Source organism: Streptomyces sp. NBC_01210, assembly GCF_036010325.1.
In the GTDB taxonomy this organism is placed as follows: domain Bacteria; phylum Actinomycetota; class Actinomycetes; order Streptomycetales; family Streptomycetaceae; genus Streptomyces.
This window is the reverse complement of sequence record NZ_CP108549.1, coordinates 5,335,810-5,356,225: the sequence shown is the minus strand read 5'-3', so window position 1 is coordinate 5,356,225 and position 20,416 is coordinate 5,335,810. Positions and strand designations below refer to the sequence as shown.

The 20,416-nt window shown below is 70.7% G+C and carries 21 protein-coding genes; 5 read left to right on the top strand and 16 right to left on the bottom strand.

Annotated features, from left to right (window positions below):
* Positions 1-61: 61 nt before the first annotated feature.
* From OG735_RS24375 to OG735_RS24345, 7 genes are all read right to left on the bottom strand, one after another.
* Positions 62-235 (bottom strand): hypothetical protein, encoded by a 174-nt coding sequence (locus OG735_RS24375; RefSeq protein ID WP_327325288.1) that lies wholly within the window; start codon positions 233-235, stop codon positions 62-64.
* Positions 236-249: 14 nt separating this feature from the next.
* Positions 250-873 (bottom strand): hypothetical protein, encoded by a 624-nt coding sequence (locus OG735_RS24370; protein ID WP_327328437.1) that lies wholly within the window; start codon positions 871-873, stop codon positions 250-252.
* Between the two features lie 107 nt (positions 874-980).
* On the bottom strand, positions 981-1,778 hold the full coding sequence (locus OG735_RS24365) for a type III pantothenate kinase (protein ID WP_108151068.1): 798 nt from the start codon (positions 1,776-1,778) through the stop codon (positions 981-983).
* Entirely contained in the window at positions 1,778-2,806 is a 1,029-nt protein-coding gene (gene nadC, locus OG735_RS24360; protein ID WP_327325287.1) for a carboxylating nicotinate-nucleotide diphosphorylase, read from the bottom strand. The genes OG735_RS24365 and nadC overlap by 1 nt, the downstream gene beginning before the upstream one ends.
* Positions 2,807-2,808: 2 nt before the next feature.
* The gene (locus OG735_RS24355) at positions 2,809-4,506 is read right to left on the bottom strand and encodes an L-aspartate oxidase (protein ID WP_327325286.1); all 1,698 of its coding nucleotides are present in this window, start codon (positions 4,504-4,506) and stop codon (positions 2,809-2,811) included.
* Complete coding sequence (gene panC, locus OG735_RS24350) at positions 4,503-5,513, bottom strand: pantoate--beta-alanine ligase (RefSeq protein ID WP_327325285.1); 1,011 nt, start codon at positions 5,511-5,513, stop codon at positions 4,503-4,505. Before panC ends, OG735_RS24355 begins: the two co-directional genes overlap by 4 nt.
* Positions 5,510-6,430 carry a Rossmann-like and DUF2520 domain-containing protein gene (locus OG735_RS24345; protein WP_327325284.1) on the bottom strand — a complete coding sequence of 307 codons (921 nt, stop codon included), beginning with the start codon at positions 6,428-6,430 and terminating at the stop codon, positions 5,510-5,512. Before OG735_RS24345 ends, panC begins: the two co-directional genes overlap by 4 nt.
* Before the next feature lie 133 nt (positions 6,431-6,563).
* Between OG735_RS24345 and OG735_RS24340 the strand changes: the two genes are divergently transcribed.
* Complete coding sequence (locus OG735_RS24340) at positions 6,564-7,706, top strand: threonine aldolase family protein (protein ID WP_327325283.1); 1,143 nt, start codon at positions 6,564-6,566, stop codon at positions 7,704-7,706.
* 145 nt (positions 7,707-7,851) lie between these two features.
* Here OG735_RS24340 and OG735_RS24335 read toward each other — a convergent pair whose 3' ends face one another.
* Positions 7,852-8,076, bottom strand: coding sequence for a hypothetical protein (locus OG735_RS24335; RefSeq protein WP_327325282.1), 225 nt, complete (start codon positions 8,074-8,076; stop codon positions 7,852-7,854).
* A gap of 104 nt (positions 8,077-8,180) precedes the next feature.
* Here OG735_RS24335 and OG735_RS24330 point away from each other — a divergent pair, with 104 nt between their 5' ends.
* On the top strand, positions 8,181-9,305 hold the full coding sequence (locus tag OG735_RS24330) for a DUF5937 family protein (protein ID WP_327328436.1): 1,125 nt from the start codon (positions 8,181-8,183) through the stop codon (positions 9,303-9,305).
* A gap of 33 nt (positions 9,306-9,338) precedes the next feature.
* Here OG735_RS24330 and OG735_RS24325 read toward each other — a convergent pair whose 3' ends face one another.
* From OG735_RS24325 to OG735_RS24315, 3 genes are read right to left on the bottom strand one after another with little or no spacing between them, the layout of a single operon-like run.
* Positions 9,339-9,941 (bottom strand): AAA family ATPase, encoded by a 603-nt coding sequence (locus OG735_RS24325; RefSeq protein WP_327325281.1) that lies wholly within the window; start codon positions 9,939-9,941, stop codon positions 9,339-9,341.
* A gap of 33 nt (positions 9,942-9,974) precedes the next feature.
* A complete protein-coding gene (locus OG735_RS24320) occupies positions 9,975-10,658 on the bottom strand; it encodes a response regulator transcription factor (RefSeq protein ID WP_327325280.1) in 684 nt (227 codons plus the stop codon).
* 41 nt (positions 10,659-10,699) lie between these two features.
* Positions 10,700-11,899 carry a sensor histidine kinase gene (locus OG735_RS24315; RefSeq protein WP_327325279.1) on the bottom strand — a complete coding sequence of 400 codons (1,200 nt, stop codon included), beginning with the start codon at positions 11,897-11,899 and terminating at the stop codon, positions 10,700-10,702.
* Between the two features lie 99 nt (positions 11,900-11,998).
* On the opposite strand from OG735_RS24315, the gene OG735_RS24310 reads away from it, so the two are divergent.
* Both OG735_RS24310 and OG735_RS24305 read left to right on the top strand, forming a co-directional pair.
* Positions 11,999-12,967 carry an SAM-dependent methyltransferase gene (locus OG735_RS24310; RefSeq protein ID WP_327328435.1) on the top strand — a complete coding sequence of 323 codons (969 nt, stop codon included), beginning with the start codon at positions 11,999-12,001 and terminating at the stop codon, positions 12,965-12,967.
* Between the two features lie 80 nt (positions 12,968-13,047).
* Positions 13,048-14,190: an NADH-quinone oxidoreductase subunit D gene (locus OG735_RS24305; protein ID WP_327325278.1), complete on the top strand. Its 1,143-nt coding sequence runs from the start codon at positions 13,048-13,050 to the stop codon at positions 14,188-14,190.
* Between the two features lie 99 nt (positions 14,191-14,289).
* Here the strand turns inward: OG735_RS24305 and OG735_RS24300 are convergent, their stop codons facing one another.
* From OG735_RS24300 to OG735_RS24285, 4 genes are all read right to left on the bottom strand, one after another.
* A complete protein-coding gene (locus tag OG735_RS24300; RefSeq protein WP_327325277.1) occupies positions 14,290-15,291 on the bottom strand; it encodes a hypothetical protein in 1,002 nt (333 codons plus the stop codon).
* Between the two features lie 84 nt (positions 15,292-15,375).
* Positions 15,376-16,347: an ABC transporter substrate-binding protein gene (locus OG735_RS24295; protein ID WP_327325276.1), complete on the bottom strand. Its 972-nt coding sequence runs from the start codon at positions 16,345-16,347 to the stop codon at positions 15,376-15,378.
* 35 nt (positions 16,348-16,382) lie between these two features.
* The gene (locus OG735_RS24290) at positions 16,383-17,069 is read right to left on the bottom strand and encodes an ABC transporter permease (protein WP_327325275.1); all 687 of its coding nucleotides are present in this window, start codon (positions 17,067-17,069) and stop codon (positions 16,383-16,385) included.
* Entirely contained in the window at positions 17,069-17,803 is a 735-nt protein-coding gene (locus OG735_RS24285) for an ABC transporter permease (protein ID WP_327325274.1), read from the bottom strand. The genes OG735_RS24290 and OG735_RS24285 overlap by 1 nt, the downstream gene beginning before the upstream one ends.
* 127 nt (positions 17,804-17,930) lie before the next feature.
* Here OG735_RS24285 and OG735_RS24280 point away from each other — a divergent pair, with 127 nt between their 5' ends.
* On the top strand, positions 17,931-19,085 hold the full coding sequence (locus OG735_RS24280; RefSeq protein ID WP_327325273.1) for an ABC transporter ATP-binding protein: 1,155 nt from the start codon (positions 17,931-17,933) through the stop codon (positions 19,083-19,085).
* Positions 19,086-19,193: 108 nt separating this feature from the next.
* Here OG735_RS24280 and OG735_RS24275 read toward each other — a convergent pair whose 3' ends face one another.
* Complete coding sequence (locus OG735_RS24275) at positions 19,194-20,306, bottom strand: alpha/beta hydrolase (RefSeq protein ID WP_327325272.1); 1,113 nt, start codon at positions 20,304-20,306, stop codon at positions 19,194-19,196.
* Positions 20,307-20,416 lie beyond the last annotated feature (110 nt).

Below are 20,416 nucleotides of genomic sequence, written 5' to 3'. Positions count from 1 at the left end.
ACGTAACAAAAAGGACGTACGGGCATAAAACGTCCGTACGTCCTCGATGTTGAGGAACGCGTCAGTCGCCGCGGACGACCTGCTGTGTGGCCTCCGCGCGAGCGACCGCGGCGTCCACGATCGCGTCCTCCTTGGCCTTGTTCGGGCCGCCCTGGCTCTTGACGATCGTCACGACCAAGAAGGTGAAGAAGGCAGCCATCACCACGGGGGGCAGGAGCGCGGATACGTAGTCCATGGCTCCCAGAGTAGCTATCCGGCGGCCAGCTGCTCCGGTGGGGGCACGGGCTTGCGGCGCGGCGGAAAGGCCTCGGAAGGCTTGGGGACCGGGCGGTCGGTGGGCACCGGCGCCTTGGGCTGCGGTTTCTCCTGCGGTTTCTGCTGGGGCTTCTGCTGCGGTTTCTGCTGCGGCTTCGGCTCGTCGGCGGCGGTGCGGCCGCCGGGGAGCGCGAGCAGGCGGGTGCGCCGGCCCGCGGCGACGGCTGGGGGCACCGCCTCGACCCGACGGCCCGCCAGCCGGGCCCGTACCGACGCTTCGGCGAGCGTCTGGCAGCGATGCAGCACAGCGGCACCGGCCGCGGTACCGCGCAGGGTGCGCAGCGCGGCCAGATCCTCCGGGCGGGGGTCGTACCCGGCGGCCAGGGCGTCCTGGAGCAGCTCCAGATAGCCGGCGGCGGAGCCCGGGAGCGCTTCGCGGTAGCGGGCGAGATCGGCATGGAGGAACGCTCGCAGCCGGCCGGCCTCGCGGACCGCCTCGTCCAGGGAATCGGCCAGACGCAGACAGTCCTGGATGTCCTCGTCGGCGAGAGGGGCAGGGTGGAGGGCGACGGCGAGGGCACGTCGGAGCACACGCAGCTCGTCTGCGCCGAACGCCATTCCGCCGCGGGATCCGTATGGCGTGGGCATGGGCCGACGATACCCGCCAAAGGGACAAAATCTGGTTAATGCGATGAGTTCCGGCGCGGCGGAATACCGCGCCGGGCTCACATACGGGAGACGTTCCGCTCGTAGACCAGACGCAGGCCGATCAGGGTCAGCCACGGCTCGTGCTCGTCGATCGCCGAGGACTCGCCGAGCACCATCGGGGCCAGACCGCCGGTCGCGATCACGGTGACCTCGTCCGGGTCGTCGGCGAGCTCGACCTTCATACGCGCGACAACGCCGTCGACCTGGCCCGCGAAGCCGTACACGATGCCGGACTGCATGGCCTCGACGGTGTTCTTGCCGATGACACTGCGCGGACGGGCCAGCTCGATCTTGCGGAGCTGGGCGCCCTTGACGCCGAGCGCCTCGACGGAGATCTCGATGCCGGGCGCGATCACACCGCCCGCGTACTCGCCGCGCGCGCTGACCGCGTCGAAGGTCGTCGCCGTACCGAAGTCGACGACGATCGCCGGGCCGCCGTAGAGATCGACGGCGGCGACCGCGTTGATGATGCGGTCCGCGCCCACCTCCTTGGGGTTGTCCATCAGGATCGGCACGCCGGTCTTGATGCCGGGCTCGACGAGGACGGCCGGTACGTCGCCGTAGTAGCGGCGGGTCACCTCGCGCAGCTCGTGCAGGACGGAGGGGACGGTGGAGCAGATCGCGATGCCCTCGATGCCGTCGCCCAGCTCGTCGCCGAGCAGCGGGTGCATGCCCATCAGGCCCTGCAGCAGGACGGCGAGTTCGTCCGCGGTGCGGCGGGCGTCGGTGGAGATGCGCCAGTGCTCGACGATCTCCTCGCCGTCGAACAGGCCGAGGACGGTGTGGGTGTTGCCGACGTCGATCGTGAGCAGCATCAGAGGCCTGCCTCGCGCAGGTCGAGGCCGATGTCGAGGATCGGGGAGGAGTGCGTCAGCGCGCCCACCGCGAGGTAGTCGACGCCCGTCTCGGCGTAGGCGCGGGCGTTCTCGAGGGTGAGGCGGCCGGAGGACTCGAGGGCGGCGCGGCTCGCGACGAGCGCGACGGCCTCCTCGGTCTCGGCCGGGGTGAAGTTGTCCAGCAGGATCAGGTCCGCGCCAGCGTCGACAACTTCGCGGACCTGGTGCATGGTGTCCACCTCGACCTCGATCGCGAGGTCGGGGAACTGCTCCCGTACGGCCTTGAAGGCCTGCGCGACGCCGCCCGCCGCCACCACGTGGTTGTCCTTGACGAGCGCGGCGTCGGACAGCGACATGCGGTGGTTGACGCCGCCGCCGCAGCGCACCGCGTACTTCTCCAGCGCGCGCAGGCCCGGGGTGGTCTTGCGGGTGTCGCGGACCCTGGCCTTGGTGCCTTCGAGCAGGTCGGCCCAGGCGCGGGTCGCGGTCGCGATACCGGAGAGGCGGCACAGCAGGTTGAGCGCGCTGCGCTCGCCGGTGAGCAGGTCACGGGTGTTGGTGGTGACGGACAGCAGCTTCTGGCCGGCCTCGACGCGGTCACCGTCCTCGACATGCCGCTCGACCTCGAACTCGTCGGTGCAGACGATGGACAGGATGGCCTCGGCGATCTGCAGACCGGCGACCGTGCCCGCCTCGCGGGCGGTGAAGTCGCCGGTGGCGACGGCGTCCTGGGGGACGGTCGCCACGGTCGTCACGTCCACGCCGCCGTCGAGGTCCTCGCTGATGGCGAGATGGGCGATGTCCTCGACCTGTACGGGGTCGAGGCCCGCGTCGAGCAGAAGCTGGGCGAGGCCGGGGTCGAGGCCGCACTCCAGCTCGTCGTACCCCTCCTCGCCGGCGGAGCAGCCGCAGGCGTCTCCGCAGCCGCCCGTCGAGGCCGCTGCGGGTGCGCCGATCTGGATCAGCGGTACGTCCACGGGACGCGGACGTTCTTCGGGCGTGCTCACGGTTACGGCTCCCTGGGGGCGTCGGGGACTGTGGGGGCGAATGCGGTGTTCTCGGTGCGGCGGACGACCAGGCTGCGGTCCGGCGCGAGGCGTACGACGAGATGGCGGCGCCAGTCGGCGTCGTCGCGCTCGGGGCGGTCCTCGCGCCAGTGGCAGCCGCGGGTCTCCTCACGTTCCAGCGCGGCGGCGGTCAGCACACGGGCCACGCACAGGAGGTTGGAGGTCTCCCAGGACTCGACTCCGGGCTCGGCCGTCTTGCCCGAACCTTCCTGGTCCTGCACGGCGTTGCGGTGTACGGCACCGAGCGCGGCCGCCGCCTCGGTCAGGCTCTGCGCGGAGCGGAGCACACCCGCGCCGCCGGACATGATCCGCTGGATCTCGGCCCGCGTCTCGGGCGCGATGAGCGGCAGCACGGAGGGGGTCGCGGGCGCGGCAGGCCGGCCGGCCCGGAGCGGGGCGCGGGAGGCGATGTCGGCGGCGATGCGCTCGGCGAAGACCAGGCCCTCCAGGAGCGAGTTGGAGGCGAGGCGGTTCGCGCCGTGGACTCCGGTGCAGGCGACCTCGCCGCAGGCGTACAGGCCCGGGACGGTGGTGCGGCCGTGCAGGTCGGTGCGTACGCCGCCGGAGGCGTAGTGGGCGGCCGGAGCGACCGGGATGGGCTCGGTGACCGGGTCGATGCCGTGGGCCCGGCAGGCCGCGAGGATGGTGGGAAAGCGCTGCTCCCACATCTCGGCGCCGAAGTGGCGGGCGTCGAGGTACATGTGTGCGGCGCCCTGCTCCTGCATCCGGCGCATGATGCCCTTGGCGACGATGTCGCGGGGGGCGAGCTCGGCCAGTTCGTGCTGCCCGAGCATGAAGCGGGTGCCGGACGCGTCGACGAGATGGGCGCCCTCTCCTCGTACCGCCTCGGAGACCAGCGGCTGCTGGCCCTCGGAGTCCGCGCCGAGGAAGAGCACCGTCGGGTGGAACTGCACGAATTCGAGGTCGGAGATCTCCGCGCCGGCACGGAGCGCGAGCGCGACGCCGTCGCCGGTGGAGACCGCGGGGTTGGTGGTGGCGGAGAACACCTGGCCCATGCCGCCGGTGGCCAGCACGACGGTGGGGGCGTGGACGGCACCGACGCCGTCGTGCTGGCCCTCGCCCATGACATGGAGCGTGATTCCGGCCGTACGGCCGTCGGCGTCCGTCAACAGGTCAAGAACCAGGGCGTTTTCGATGGCGCGCAGCTTGCTGGCGTGTACGGCCTCGACGAGCGCGCGGGAGATCTCGGCGCCCGTCGCATCACCTCCCGCGTGCGCGATACGGCGCCGGTGGTGGCCGCCCTCGCGGGTGAGTTCGATCTCGCCGGCCTCGGAGGTGTCGAAGTGCGCGCCGGTGGCGATCAGCCGGCGTACGGCGTCGGGGCCCTCGGTGACCAGGGTGCGGACCGCCTCCTCGTCGCACAGGCCCGCGCCCGCGACCAGGGTGTCGTCCAGATGCTGCTCCGGGGTGTCGCCGTCGCCGAGCGCGGCGGCGATGCCGCCCTGCGCCCAGCGCGTGGAGCCGTCGTCCAGGCGGGCCTTGGTGACCACGACCGTGCTCAGGCCGGCGGCCGTGCAGCGCAGCGCGGCGGTCAGACCCGCGACTCCGGAGCCGACCAGGACGACGTCGGCCTCGATGGCCCAGCCGGGAGCGGGGGCGTTCAGCCGTATTCCGGTCATGCTGGGGCTCCGAAGGTCAGGGGGATGTTGTCGATCAGGCGCGTCGCACCGATCCGCGCGGCGACGGCGAGGATCGCCTCGCCGGTGTAGTCGTCGGGGACCTCGGTGAAGGTGGCCGGATCGACGAGGGCCAGATAGTCGAGGACGAGAGGCGGTTGGGCGCGCGCGGCCTCGTCGAGGACAGCGCGGGCCGCGGCGCGGACGGCGGCTACGCAGCCCGGTCCCGCCTGGGCCACCGCGTGCGCGTCGGCCGCCGCCCGGGCCTCACCGATCGCGGACAGCGCGGCGGCGCGGGCGACGGTGCCGTGGGTGGCCTCGGCGCGGGCGTGCAGGGCGTGTTCGGCGGCGAGGCGGTCGTGCGCCGCGAAGAGGGACCTGGACAGGGCGAGGGCGGTACGGCGCTCGTCGGCCGCCAGGTAGCGGTTGCGGCTGGAGAGCGCGAGACCGTCGGCCTCACGGACGGTCGGTACGCCGACGATCTCGACCGGGAAGTTCAGATCGAGGACCATCCGGCGGATCAGCGCGAGCTGCTGTGCGTCCTTCTGGCCGAAGAAGGCGACATCGGGGCGGGTGAGGTGGAGGAGCTTGGCGACGACGGTGAGCATGCCGTCGAAGTGGCCGGGGCGGGAGGCCCCTTCGAGCTGCTCGCCCATCGGGCCCGCGGTGATGCCGACCTGTGGCCGGCCACCCGGGTAGACCTCGCCGGCCGAGGGCGCGAACACGACGTCCGCGCCTGCCTCTTCGGCCGTCCTGAGGTCGGCGTCGAGAGTACGGGGGTACCGGTCGAGGTCTTCGCCCGCACCGAACTGGAGCGGGTTGACGAAGACCGTGACGACGACGAAGCCCTTGCGGCCGACATGCTCGCGGGCGGCGCGGATCAGGGTGGCGTGGCCCTCGTGGAGGGCGCCCATGGTCATGACGACGGCGGTGCGGCCGGGGACGGCGTGGTGGTCGAGAACGTGGCCCAAGTCGTCCAGAGTCGGCACGAGTTCGAAATCGTGGCTCATCGGACGTCCCCCTCGGCGAGGACGCCCAGCAGGTCCTCGGCGAGCTCCGGTTTGAGCATTCCGTGTGCGAGCGCCCGGTCGGCGGTGGTGCGGGCCATCGCCAGATACCCGGCGACCGTCGCGGGCGCGTGCTTGCGCAGCTCCGCGACATGCGCCGCGACGGTGCCCGCGTCGCCGCGTGCGACGGGTCCGGTGAGCGCGGCGTCGCCGGAGCGCAGGGCATTGTCGAGGGCGGCGCCGAGCAACGGGCCGAGCATCCGGTCCGGGGCGGAGACCCCCGCCGTACGCAGCAGCTCCATCGACTGGGCGACCAGGGTGACGAGGTGGTTCGCGCCGAGGGCGAGGGCCGCGTGGTAGAGCGGGCGGGCCTCCTCCTCGATCCACTCGGGCTCGCCGCCCATCTCGATGACGAGCGCCTCGGCGGCCAGCCGCAGCTCCTCGGGGGCGGTCACTCCGAAGGAACAGCCCGCCAGCCGCTGGACGTCGACGCTGGTCCCGGTGAACGTCATCGCGGGGTGCAGGGCCAGCGGCAGCGCGCCGGCCCTCGTGGCGGGGTCGAGCACCTTGACGCCGTACCGCCCGGAGGTGTGCACAAGCAGCTGTCCGGGTCGTACGGCACCGGTCTCGACCAGCCCGTCGACCAGCGCGGGCAGCGCGTCGTCGGGGACGGTCAGCAGCACCAGCTCGGCGCGCGCGAGGACCTCTGCGGGGGTCACCAGCGGTACGTCGGGGAGCAGTGCGGCAGCCCGTCGTACGGACGCGTCGGAGACGCCGGAGACGGCGACCGGGCGGTGTCCGGCGAGCTGGAGCGATGCGGCGAGGGCCGGGCCGACCCGGCCTGCTCCGACGACGCCGACGGTGAGTCGGGCGGGGCGGTCCCGCGGGTCGAGCGGTTCCTGTGGTGCTGTGGCATTCACGCGGCGGGGCCTTCCGTTCCAGTCCGCGGGGGGTACCGGACGATTTCTCGTCATGCTACGCCAGCGTTTCCCGAGGCCTTCGAGTTGTCCACAGGCTGTGGGCGGCGATCGGCCGGCGGTGCATGATCGGTGCATGGCTGACACGACCGAGCAGGACGAGCGGCACCGCAGGCTCACCGCATGGCGGGCGTCGGACCGGGTGCTGTGGCGGGCCTCCGCGGACCACCGGCTCGGGGACCGGCTTGCGGCGCTGGCGGCGCACGCGGGCGAGGTGTACGACCTCGACGAATGGACGGATGTATACGGCAACGGGGTCGTCGCGGAGCTGGAGGAGCGGGCGGCGCAGCTGCTCGGCTTCCCGGCCGCGGCATTCTTCCCGACCGGGACGATGGCGCAGCAGGTGGCCCTGCGGTGCTGGGCGGGGCGTACCGGGAATCCGACGGTCGCACTGCATCCGACGGCGCATCCGGAGGTGCATGAGCGGGGCGCGTTCGGCGTGGTGAGCGGGTTGCGGACGGTGCATCCGACGCACGAGCCGCGGCTGCCGACGGCGGCGGAGATACATGACTTCGACGAGCCCTTCGGCGCGCTGATGCTGGAACTGCCGCTGCGGGACTCGGGTTTCGTACTGCCGTCGTGGGACGAACTGGTGGAGGTCGTGGAAGCGGCGCGGGAACGCGATGCAGTGGTGCACTTCGACGGCGCGCGCCTGTGGGAGTGCGCCCCGCACTTCGGCCGTCCACTGGACGAGATCGCGTCCCTCGCGGACAGCGTGTACGTGTCCTTCTACAAGTCCCTGAACGCCCTTTCCGGCGCGGTGCTGGCGGGCCCGGAGGACCTGGTGGCCGAGGCCAGGACCTGGCGGCACCGGTACGGCGGCCAGGTCTTCCAGCAGTACCCGGCGGCGCTGTCCGCGCTGCTGGGCCTGGAGCGGGAGCTGCCGCGGCTGCCGTCGTACGTGGCCCACGCGAAGGTGGTGGCCGCGGCGCTGCGTGAGGCCTTCGCGGAGGCGGGCGTCCCGTGGTTCCGGGTCCACCCGGAGGAGCCGCACACGCACCAGTTCCAGGTCTGGCTGGCGCACGAGGCGGAAGCTCTGAACGAGGCGGCGGTGCGCCAGGCGGAGGAGACGGGCGTGACGCTCTTCAGGAGGTGGTTCACGGAGGGCTGCCCGCCGGGGGTGTCGGTGACGGAGCTGACGGTGGCGTCGGAGGGGCTGGAGTGGACGGGTGATGACGTGAGAGCGGCGGTGGCGGAGTTCATGCGGAGGGTGGGGTAGCCGGGCGCCTGGGGTGGCCAGGGGGACCAGGGCTGGCCGGGCACCTGGAGTAGCCAGGGGCCGGGGCTGGCCGGGCACCTGGAGCAGCCGGGGGGCCGGGGCTGGCCGGGCACCTGGAGTAAGCCCGGCGCCCTCGACCCCAGCCTCAGCCGCAGTTCGCCGAGTTCGCCGCGCGCGGGTGCAGCAGGCGGGTCAGCGCCGCACGAATGCGGCCGTGGGAGCGGTGGCCGGCGAGCACCGCCTGGAAGCGGTGGTAGTCGCGGACCTCTCGGATCACCTGCCAGTCGTTCAGGCCCGGCTGTGGCGGCGCCTGCTCGCCCCGCTGCGCCGCGCGGTAATTGTCGATCATGTGCTGATGCATGGCGTTCATGCGTCTACGCTGCGCCCGCCCCGCCCACCCCGTCGCGTCGATTGACGAGCCGCGTCAAATGGCGCGAGACCCGCCCCGCGCACCCGCACCATGGAGGCGTGAGCGTGACCATCGATATCGCGGGGCTGCCCCCCGAGCGCATCGTCTTCGAGATTTCTCCCCTCGCCGAGCTGGGCGTGGCGCTGCACGCGCTTGCCGAACCCGGGCACCATCCAGGGCTGCACGGCTGGGCCACCGCGACCGCCGCCGGGCTCAAGCCGGACCTTGCGGACCGGCTGCACGAGGCCGACTTCCTGTGGCGGTCCACCTTCTCGGACGTCTTCATGCCGTTCGCCGGGCTGCCCGCGACCTTGGGCGCGGCCGGCGGCCGGACCGGCGCCAGCCTCGCCGAAGAGCTGGACATGCTCGACCGGCTCGACGACGAGCGCTTCGTCTCCGCCGCCCTGGAGTTCACCTGCGCCAGTACGTACGGGACCGCCGGGCCGTCAGCCCTCACCGACCCCGCCAGGCGCGAGCGCGCACTCGAACTCGCCGCCACCCGCGGGCCCAAGCAGCTCGACTTCACCCGCCGGCTGCTGGACGACCCCGCCTCCGTACGCGCCTGGGTGCGGCGCCTCTTCGAGGACTGCGACCAGTCCTTCTTCGCCGACACCTGGCGACGCGCCTCCACCCAGCTCGCCGCCGACGCCCGCCACAAGACCGAGCTGCTGCGCCGCAAGGGCCTCACCGAGGCGCTGCACGCCGTCTCCCCCGCACTCTCGGTGGACGAGGACCGGACCCGTATCAGCGCCGACAAACTCGCGGAAGGGCGGACGACCGCCGTCGACCCCGCCGTCGGCGCCGGGCTCTCCCTCGTCCCGTCCAGCTTCGGGTGGCCGCATCTCATGGTGCTGCACGCACCCGGCTGGCGGCCGGTGATCCACTACCCCGTCGGCTCGCCCGAACTGCCGGGACCCGCCCCCGTGGAGCTGTTGAAGCTGCGGATGGAGGCGCTGGCGCACCCCATGCGCATGCGGCTGTGCCGCAACCTCGCCCGCGCCCCGTACACGACCAGCGAACTGGCGGACGCGTACGGGATCACCGCGCCCGAGGTCTCCCGCCATCTGGCCGTGCTGAAGAAGGCCGGGCTGATCTCCACCCGGCGGCGCGGCCGGTACGTACTGCACCAGCTGGACGTCTCCGCCGTCGCCCGGCTCGGCAGCGACTTCCTGGAGACAGTGCTGCGTTAGCCGCGTGGGACCCGTGATCCCGCGTGAGCCGCGTCAGTCGAAGCGGATGTGCTTGACGCCCGTCCACGCCTTGCGCAGCCGGTGCCGCAGCGGCCCGTCCCGGTTCGGCTCCAGCGTCAGCCCCGCCGACGCCGCGATCCGGTCAGCCACCTGCGGCACGGCCACCCGGTCCGTACGGATGTGCTCCGCGAACAGTGGCTCGTTCAGCCGCTCCAGGCAGTGGTCCAACTGACGTACCGCGAAGCTCTCCCGCTTGAGTCCGCGCCCCAGCCCCCGCTCCGTCAGCCGGCGCAGCACCGTCTCGCGCTCCGCGAGCAGCGCGAAATGATGCACCTCCTGGCCGGCTTCGCGCAGCCGCCCCACGGTCTCCTCGAAGTACGCCGGTTCGACCAGCGTCATCGGGGCGATCACCACGCCTTCGTACGTCCGCAGCGTCAGGTCCAGCACCTCGTACACTCCCTGCCGCCAGGCCTGCAGATCCTGGAAGTCCGCGCGCAGTCCGGGCGGCATCATCCGGTGCAGCCCGAAGCCGACATGCTCCGGATCGCAGACGGCGCTGCCGGGCAGCCGCCGATTCAGCTCGTACGCGGTCTGGGTCTTGCCGCCCCCGAAGGGACCGTTGATCCACAGCAGCATGGGGCCACCTTAGGAGCGCCATGCCCGGCGTCGTCAGGAAGAGCTCGCCTGTCCGCCGCCCGCCCGGACCAGCCCGGACTCATACGCGAGCACCACGACCTGCACCCGGTCGCGCAGGCCCAGCTTGGTGAGGATGCGGCCGACATGGGTCTTGACCGTGGCTTCGGAGAGAACAAGACGCGCGGCGATCTCGCCGTTCGACAGACCCTGTGCGACCAGCAGCATCACCTCACGCTCGCGCTCGGTGAGCCGCTCCAGCTCCTTGTGCCGCGGCTCGTGGGAGCTGCTCGGCAGCATCGGCGAGAAGCGGTCCAGCAGCCGACGCGTCGTGGACGGCGCGACAACCGCGTCGCCGCTGTGCACCGAACGGATCGCGCCGAGCAGCTCGGCGGGCGGCACATCCTTGAGCATGAAGCCGCTGGCGCCCGCCTTCAGCCCGGAGAACGCGTACTCGTCCAGGTCGAATGTGGTCAGGATCAGCACCTTGGGGGCGTCGGGCTCGGCGCAGATCCGCCGCGTCGCCTCTACGCCGTCCAGCCTCGGCATGCGTACATCCATCAGCACCACGTCCACGGCGGTGGAGCGGAGGTTCTCGATCGCCTCCGCGCCGTCGCCCGCCTCCGCGACGACCTCCATGTCCGGCTGGGCGGCGAGCACCATCCGGAACCCGGTGCGGAGCAGCACCTGATCGTCGACGAGCATCACGCGGATGGACATGTCAGTTAGGCCTCGATCTGTCGTGGGATCCGGTGGGATCCCTAGTGGGCGGGCTTGAGGGGAAGCAGTGCGCTGATCCGGAAGCCGCCGCCGGGCCGCGGCCCCGTGTCGAGCGTTCCGCCGACCATACCGACGCGCTCGCGCATACCGATGAGCCCGTGGCCCCGGCCGTCGGCGCCGCCGTCCTCGTACAGCTCGTGCGCCGAACCGCGGCCGTCGTCCTCCACCAGCAGTCCGAGGCCGTCGTCGAAGTAGACGAGCCGCACGCTGGCCCCGGCCTCCGGACCGCCGTGCTTGCGCGTGTTGGTCAGCGCCTCCTGGACGATGCGGTACGCGGTGAGCTCGACGCCGCTCGGCAGCGGCCGCGGCGTTCCTTCGATCTTGAAGTCCACCGTCAGGCCCGAGCCGCGCACCTGCTCGACCAGGTCCTCGATCTGCTCGACATCGGGCTGCGGGACGTACTCACCGCTCTCCGGGGCATCGCCGGTACGCAGTACGCCGAGCAGCCTGCGCATCTCCGCGAGCGCCTGGCGGCCGGTGCTCGAGATGGTCTCCAGGGCCTGCTTGGCCTGGTCGGGGGCGGCGTCCAGGACATACGCGGCACCGTCGGCCTGCACCACCATCACCGAGACATTGTGCGCGACGACGTCGTGCAGCTCGCGGGCGATCCGCGCCCGTTCCGCCGCGACCGCCACCTTCGCCTGCGCCTCGCGCTCCTTCTCCAGCCGGGTGGCTCGCTCCTCGAGCTGAGCGAAGTACGCCCGCCGGGTGCGTATCGAGTCGCCGAGCACCCAGGCGAGGGCGAACGGCACACTCATGAAGATCGTGAAGAAGATCCTCCCGCCGACGCCGGTGTTCGCCTCCGGCCAGCGCAGCTGGGCCAGCGTGCCCGCGGCCAGCCCGCCGACCAGCGCCAGCCGGGAGGCCCAGCGCGCCCCGTCGTACGCGGCGACGGTGTAGATGATCACCAGCATCGCGAAGTCGCCCGGGTTGACCTCGACGTCGAGCGCGAGCTGGGCGACGCCCAGCGCTGCTGCGAGTACCAGCATCTTCTCCGGCATACGGCGGCGCAGCGCCACGACCAGACTCAGCAGCAGAACGATCAGAGCTGCGGTGATACGGGGCTGGATACCGACCGGTACCTGGATCACCCACAGCATGGAGAACCCGAAGAGGATGACAGCCCAGAAGCTGTCGACGCCCGTCGGGTGTCTGCGGATGAAGTCGTAGAGGCGCTGCACGTAACCCAGCGTAGGGAAAGGAGATAGGTGCAAGGGTCAACCGGAGGAGCGATCCGGTCGGCGGAAGCGTACTCCGCAAGGTGGAGACTTGTGCGCGTGATGGATGAGTCGTGTCAGTGGCGAGGATGGCGGGAAGCGACGGAAGCGGCGCTCTACGGGCCCGACGGCTTCTATCTGCGGCCCGAGGGACCGGCCGGGCACTTCCGTACGTCGGTGCACGCGTCGCCGCTGTTCGCCTCGGCGATCGCCCGGCTGCTGCTCACCACGGCGGAGCCGCTCGGTCTCGACGAGGTGGCACTGGTCGATGTCGGCGCGGGCCGCGGCGAGCTTCTCGCCGGCGTGCTGGCGGCGCTGCCGTCCGGTTTTCCGGTACGGGCGTACGCCGTCGAGCGGGCGGCCCGGCCCGCCGGCCTGGACCCCCGCATCGAATGGACCGCCGAGCCCCCGGCCGGGGTGAGCGGACTCCTCTTCGCCAACGAATGGCTGGACAACGTCCCGGTGGATGTCGCGGAGGCCGACCCGGACGGCGTCGCACGGTACGTCCTCGTACGCGGGGACGGCACCGAACGGCTCGGCTCCCCGGTCTCCGGAGCGGACGCCGAGTGGCTGGAGCGCTGGTGGCCGCTGCCCGAGCCGGGGATGCGGGCGGAGATCGGCCGCCCGCGGGACAAGGCATGGGCACGGGTGGTGGGCACGCTCAAGGCGGGCCTCGCGGTCGCCGTCGACTACGCACACGCCCTGGAGGCTCGGCCGCCGTTCGGCACGCTGACGGGTTTCCGGGCGGGCCGCGAGGTACGCCCGTTCCCGGACGGCAGCTGCGACATCACCGCGCATGTGGCCCTGGACGCGTGCGCGCTGCCCGGTGCGGAACTGCTCACCCAGCGAGAGGCGCTGCGGGACCTGGGCGTCACGGGCGAACGCCCCCCGCTGTCGCTGGCCACGTCCGACCCCGCGGCGTACGTCCGCGCACTCGCCTCCGCCGGGGAGGCGGCCGAACTGACCGCGCGGGGCGGCCTCGGCGACTTCGGCTGGTTGCTGCAGCGGCAACCCGGCCCGGCCGGCGTCTGAGGACGGGGGTCCGGGTCGGCCCCCAGGTGTTCCACGTACTCGGCGCCCCGGGTGTTGCACGTACAGGGGATACTGTCGCCATGACGGAGACGACGGTCGGCATCGGCGGCGCGGCGGAGAGCACCGACATGGTGCTCAACATCGGCCCCCAGCACCCCTCCACGCACGGCGTGCTCCGCCTCCGTCTCGTACTGGACGGAGAGCGCATCCAGCAGGCCGAGCCGGTCATCGGCTATATGCACCGCGGCGCCGAGAAGCTCTTCGAGGCGCGCGACTACCGCCAGATCGTGATGCTGGCCAACCGCCACGACTGGCTCTCCGCGTTCTCCAACGAGCTCGGCGTCGTCATGGCCGTCGAGCGGATGCTCGGTATGGAGGTCCCGGAGCGCGCGGTCTGGACCCGTACGCTCCTCGCCGAGCTCAACCGGGTCCTCAACCACCTCATGTTCCTCGGGTCGTACCCGCTCGAACTGGGCGGCATCACGCCGATCTTCCACGCGTTCCGCGAGCGCGAGGATCTCCAGCATGTGATGGAGGAGGTCTCCGGCGGCCGGATGCACTACATGTTCAACCGGGTCGGCGGGCTCAAGGAGGACCTCCCGGCGGGCTGGCTCGGCCGCGCCCGCGAGGCCGTCGCCGCCCTCCGCTCACGGATGGACATCTACGACAAGCTGGTCCTCGGCAACGAGATCTTCCGCGGTCGTACGCGCGACGTGGGTGTGCTCTCGGCCGAGACGGTCCACGCGTACGGAGTGAGCGGCCCGATCGCCCGCGCCTCGGGGGTCGACTTCGATCTGCGGCGCGACGAGCCGTATCTGGCGTACGGAGAGCTGCAGGACACGCTCGAGGTCGTCACCCGCACGGAGGGCGACTGCCTGGCCCGCTTCGAGGTCCTTCTCCACCAGACACACAACGCACTGGACCTGGCGGACGCATGCCTGGACAGGATGGCCGAGCTGCCGCCGGGCCCGATCAACCAGCGGCTGCCGAAGGTCCTGAAGGCACCCGAGGGCCATACGTACGCCTGGACCGAGAACCCGCTCGGCATCAACGGCTACTACCTGGTCTCCAAGGGCGAGAAGACCCCGTACCGGCTGAAGCTGCGCTCGGCGTCGTACAACAACATCCAGGCGCTGACCGAGCTGCTGCCGGGGACGCTGGTGGCCGACATGGTGGCGATCCTGGGCTCGCTGTTCTTCGTCGTCGGCGACATCGACAAGTAGACAAGTAGTCGACAGGACGACACGCCAACGAGCAGCGCCCGCGACGCTCACGGCGTCCGCGATATCGGGGACGTAGGCGGACGTTCGAGACGTCCGCGGTCAGGAAATCGCGCTGCGCAGCTCGGCGACGTCCAGCTGCTCCGTCTCGTCGTGCGCCGTCAGATCGATCACCTTGCCGACCGCGCGGTCGTCCGTCCCGTCCTGTGCGGCCAGGGCCTCCTCGCCCACCACATCGGCGAGGTCCTCGTTCTGCGCGGCCTCGATCGCCTTCTGCGCACCCGCTTCGGCGGCCGTGCCGAAGAAGTCGAAGCCGCCCTCGGGGCGTGCTCGGCGGCGCTGCGGACCGTACGGAACGATCGCTGCCGCGGCCGGGACAGGACGCCTGGCCGGGACGGGACGAGGGGCGGGGACGGCGGACGACGGGCGGGTGTGCTGCTCTCCCCCGGCGGCCGCCGCGTGCTTCCCCTGCGGCTCGTCCGCCTCCTTGGCCCGCTCGGCGAGATCGCGTAGACGGGCTACTTCGACGGTGCGCTTCGCCTCCTGCGCGGCGGCGTTGCGCGACAGGTTGTCCAGCGCCTTGGACGCGCGGAGGTACGTGGACGGGGTGGGCGTGGAACCGGCCGGGGGCAGCGCCCTGACCGGCGCAGCCGCTTCGAGCGCGAGCTGCCTGCGACCCTCGAGCGCGCTGGCCCGCTCGGTCTCGGCCGTCGCGTACCGCCGCAGCAGCGCGGCGTGTTCGTTGCGCAGCGCGGCGAGCTCGACCCGCTTGGCACGCAGCTTCGCGTCGAGCTTGGCGCGCAGCTCACGCGATTCCTCGAGATCCGTCTCGAGCTCGGCCAGGCGTTCCTCGGTCTTCCACTCGTCGCTCGCGCGGGCACGCGTGAGTTCCGCGACGCGGCGGCCGGCGTTCCGGTCCCAACTGCGCATCAGGACCGCGCCGGTGACAGCCGCCATCGCCGCGGCTCCTACCAGGGAACGGAGCACGATTGGCTCCGCCAGAAACCACGCGCCGGCGGCACACAAAACCGACGCTCCGGCTACCGCCGAAGGCGGCAGCAGCCTGTGCAGGGGCGGGGAATGGCGGTGGCGTCCACGTGGCATGGCCTGAAATTTACCGTGCGAAGTCGCCGAATGGGGTGTCGGCCCGGCAAATCTCTGGATGAAGAACGCCGGGCCGACCCTTCTCTACTTCTTGAGCAGGCCCTTGGACTCGAGATAAGCCTTCGCCGCGTCCTGAGGCTTCGCGCGCTCGGCGTCCACCTTGCGGTTCAACTCGGCAAGATCCTCGGTCGTCAGCACCTTGGTGAGCTTGTCGAGCGCGTCGGCTATCTCCTTGGCGCCCGCGTCCTTGGCATTGACCACCGGAAGGACGTTGTCGGCGTTCTGGAGCTTCTTGTCGTCCTCCAGGAAGACCAGGCCGTCCAGCACCGCGTCCGTGGTGGTGGTCAGGACGAGCTGGTCGTCACCGTCCTTGACGGCCTGCTTGGACTGCGGGGTGCCGACTCCCTTGGGGTCGATGCCCGAGACGTCGATGCCGTACGTCTTCTTCAGACCCGGCGCGCAGAACGGCCGCACCTCGCACTCGTCGCCTGCCGCGATCTTCACCTTCAGCTTCGACTTCCCAAGATCGGAAAGTGTCTTGAGCTTGTTCTTCTCCGCGAATTCCTTGCTCACCGCGAAGGCGTTCTGGTCGACGGCGGCACCGGCGGGAAGCACCTTCAGTCCGCGCGGCTCGGCGAGCTTCGTGAGCGCCGCCACGGTGGCGGTGACATCGCCGGATGCCACCGGCTTCTCGTCGGGCGCCTTCGGCCCGTTCGCCTTCGCGTTGAGGAATTCGGCGACCGTCGCGGCGTATTCCGGTACGACGTCGATCTCGCCCTTCTCCAGCGAGGGTTCGTACAGCTCACGGTTCTTCACCGTGGTGACGGACGTCTTATAGCCGGCGTCGGCCAGGATCTGCGCATACAGCTCGGCGAGCACCTTGGACTCGGTGAAGGACGCGGCACCGATGACGAGCGCGCCTTTCTTGCCCGCCCCGCCGCCCGATTCGGAGCCGCCCTTCTCCTTCTCCAGGCTGTCGCCACCGCATGCGGCGAGAGAACCCGTCAGGGCCACCACACCGAGTATTGCGCCCGCGATGCGCGAGGTCTTGCTCATCAGGTTCTCCGTCCACAGCAAAGGGTTGGGCGTCGTCACACGGACGACACGGACGACACGGTCTTACGGAGGGGGCTGAGCAGCCGGTCGGCCGCCACCAGAACCCCTTCCACCAGCAGCGCGAGGAGCGCCGCGAGGAGCGCGCCCGCGACGACCTGCGGGGTGTTGTAGGTGTTGAAGCCGGCGGTGATGATCCGGCCCAGGCCGCCCTGGCCCACCATCGAAGCGATGGTGGCCGTGGCCACCACCTGGACTGCGGCCGACCTCAGGCCGGTCATGAGCAGCGGGTAGGCGAGGGGAAGTTCGACGCGCAGGAAGAGCTGGCCGCCGGACATCCCCATCCCGCGTGCTGCCTCCACCACCGCCCGGTCGACCTCCCGCATACCGACGTAGGCGTTGGTCAGCAGCGGGGGCACGGCGAAGAGCACCAGGGCGATGATCGTCGGCAGATAACCGGCGCTGCGCAGCGGTGTGAGCATGAAGAGGGCGAGGACCGCGAAGACGGGGATCGCCCGGCCCGCGTTGGAGATGTTGACCGCGAGTGCGCCTCCCCTGCCGAGGTGCCCCAGCCAGAGTGCGACGGGCAGGGCGATCGCGCAGGCCAGTGCGAGGGCCACCCCGCTGACGTACACATGCTCGCCCAGGCGGTGCCAGGCACCGCTCTCCCCCGACCAGTTGGAGCCGGTGGTGAGCCAGGTCCACGCGTCGGCCACTACCCCCATCAGCCCGTCCCCTTCGCCGTGCCCACTCGGTTCGCCGGACGTATTCGCTTCGCCGGGCGCAGGCGGGTCCAGGGCGTCAGCAGCCGCTGTGCGCCGAGCAGCAGCAGATCGGCGACAGCCGCCAGCAGCACACAGAGCACGGATGCGGTCAGCACCTGCGCCTTGAAGGTGGTCTGCACGCCGTCGTCGATGAGATTGCCGAGACCGCCCTTGCCGACCAGCGCGCCGACCGTGGTCAGCGCGATCGTCGAAACGGTCGCGATGCGCAGGCCCGCCATCAACGCGGGCAGCGCGAGGGGAAGTTCGACCTCCCAGAGCAGCCGGCCCGATCCGTACCCCATGCCGCGCGCGGCCTCCCGCGCCTCGTCGGGCACGGCGTCGAGTCCGGCCATGATGTTCCGTACGAGGATGGTGAGCGAGTACAGCACCAGGCCGGTCACCACCAGCGCCGCCGACAGCCCGAAGACCGGCAGCAGCAGAGAGAACATCGCCAGCGACGGGATGGTGTAGAGCAGCGTCGTGAGTCCGAGGACCGGGCCCGCGAACCGCGGTTTGGCGCGGGCGAGCAGCGCCAGCGGAAATGCGACGGCGAGACCGATCAGAACCGACACCACGGTGATCCAGACATGCTGAACCGTGGCATCGGTCAATTCCTGGCTGCGGGTGCGGAGGTACTCCCCGCAGATCCAGTCATTGGCCGCCAGACAGCTCTGCGCAGCCTGCTGCGTACTCATGCCCCCCACCTCCCCAGCAGTGCCGAACGTACGTCTGGCGACCATATCCCTGACCACTGACAATCGCCGAGGGCCGCCACATTGCAGCAACATGGCCTTCACACAACACCCGTCACAATGGGGAACCATGATCCGTTTCGAGCACGTAACCAAGCGGTACCCGGACGGAACGACAGCGGTCGACGACCTGTCGTTCGAGGTCGCCGAGGGCGAACTGGTCACGCTCGTCGGACCGTCCGGCTGCGGAAAGACCACGACCATGAAGATGGTCAATCGCCTTATCGAGCCGAGCAGCGGCCGGATATTCCTGGACGGGGACGACATATCCGCCATCGATCCGGTCCAACTGCGGCGCCGTATCGGCTATGTGATCCAGCAGGTCGGCCTTTTCCCGCACAAAACGGTCCTGGAGAACACCGCGACCGTTCCCCATCTCCTCGGCTGGAAGCGCGCCAAGGGCCGTGAGCGCGCCGCCGAACTCCTCGACCTGGTCGGCCTCGACCCGTCCGTCTACGGCGACCGCTACCCCGAGCAGCTCTCCGGCGGTCAGCGCCAGCGCGTCGGCGTGGCCCGGGCGCTGGCGGCCGACCCGCCCGTACTGCTGATGGACGAGCCGTTCGGCGCGGTGGACCCGGTGGTGCGCGAGCATCTGCAGAACGAGTTCCTGAGGCTCCAGTCCCAGGTCCGTAAGACCGTGCTCTTCGTCACCCATGACATCGAGGAGGCCGTCCGCCTCGGTGACCGTATCGCCGTCTACGGACAGGGGCGGATCGAGCAGTTCGACGCACCGGCCGCGGTGCTCGGCACCCCCGCCAACCCGTATGTCGCGGACTTCGTCGGCGCCGACCGCGGCCTCAAGCGCCTCTCGGTCACCCCTATCGAGGAGGGCGATCTGGAGCAGCCGCCGGTCGTCCACCTCGACGACCCGCTGCCCCGGAAGCTCGGCTCCCGCTGGGCCGTCGTCCTGGACGCCGAGGACAATCTGCACGGCTGGATCTCGGCCGAGCAGACCGCCGCGTCGGGATCCGTACGCGAACACGCCCGCCGGATGGAGGCGTGGCTGCCGGTCGGCGCCTCGCTCAAGCAGGCCTTCTCCACCATGCTCCAGCACGACGCGGGCTGGATCGCGGTCATCGACAAGGAGGAGACCGGGCGCTTCCTCGGCGTCCTCACGCCGGCCCGGCTGCACGAGGCGCTGCGCCGCTCCATCGACGCGGACGCGCAGGACATCCCGCGTACCCAAGTCGCGCTGGAAACGATCGCAACGGTGAAGACGCTCTGAGCCCCACGACGCTCTGAGCCCTGCGAAGCGCGCGGCCCCGCCGGGACACGCTCGGCCCCGCGAAACGCTCGGCCCTGCGAAACGCTCGGCCCTGCGAAACGCCCAGGCCTACGAAGCGCTGAGCCTGCCGCTGATCCAGGTCAGCGCCGGCGGAATCTCGCGCCGCCAGGTGTTGAAGTTGTGCCCGCCGCTGTCGAGCGTGATCGACGAGACGCGCGCGGGCGACTCCACCTTCTTTATGAAGGCCAGCGTCGACTTGAGGTTGGCCTCGCCCGCCTTCGACGTCGTGACCAGGAAGGACGACTTCCCCTGCGGCAGGTGGTCCAGGCTCCACAGCAGATTGGCCCGGCTCTTCTGCTTCTTGCTGCCGTGGAAGAGGTCACCGGTCGTCGGGTCGTCGGCGGCCTTGTAGTACGCGGAGAGGCCCGCGCTCGCCCCGAACTGCTCCGGGTGGTGCATCGCGATCTTCAGGGCGCAGTATCCACCGGTGGAATTCCCCATGAAGCCCCAGTTCTGCGGTTTGGTCCCGACCCGGTACGTCTCCGAGATCGCCTTCGGCAGATCCTTGGCGAAGAAGGTCTCGGTCTGCGGCCCGCCCGGTATGTCCACGCACTCGGTGTCCCGCGGCGGCGCGACGGTCGGCCGCATCATCACCAGGATCATCGGCTGCATCTTGCCGTCCTTGGCCTGCATGAAGGCCGTCCTCGGGTACTTCAGGCCCTTGAGCAGGTTCTCCGCGGTTCCCGGATATCCGGTCAGCACGATGGATGCCGGAAATGTTCTCTTCTCGTATTTCGCCTGGAAGTACTCCGGCGGCAGATAGACATACGCCGGGCTGTCGATCTTCGACTTCTCGCCCACCACGACGATCTTCTGTATCTGACCGCCCATCGCGGGCCGCGAGCCGCCCGGCACATCCAGCATCTGCTTGCCGACGATCTTGACGCGCTTGCCGGAGGCCGAGTGGTCCACCACCACACCCATGTCCTGTTCCTGACCGAAGAGGTCGGACCAGGAGCCGTAGAAGAGGAAGGAGTTGTTGGCCGCGAGGCCAACGGCGGAGAAGAGCGCGAGCTGAGTCGCCAGCAGCAGCCCGATCCTGCCCGTCACGGCACGCCAACTGCGACGCGAGAGCCGCGGCCAGAGCCAGACGGTGGCGGCGAACAGCAGCACGGCCACCATGATCGCCAAGGCCAGGACTTTGTTACTGGTCAGACCCATGAGTCGCGTGAGCTTTCTTCCTTGAGAATTTCCTGTGAATGAGTGAACCCGCCTCCCGGAAGTCCCGTCCTAGAGAGAGCAAATCGTCCGGAGCCACACACCTGAGGCTC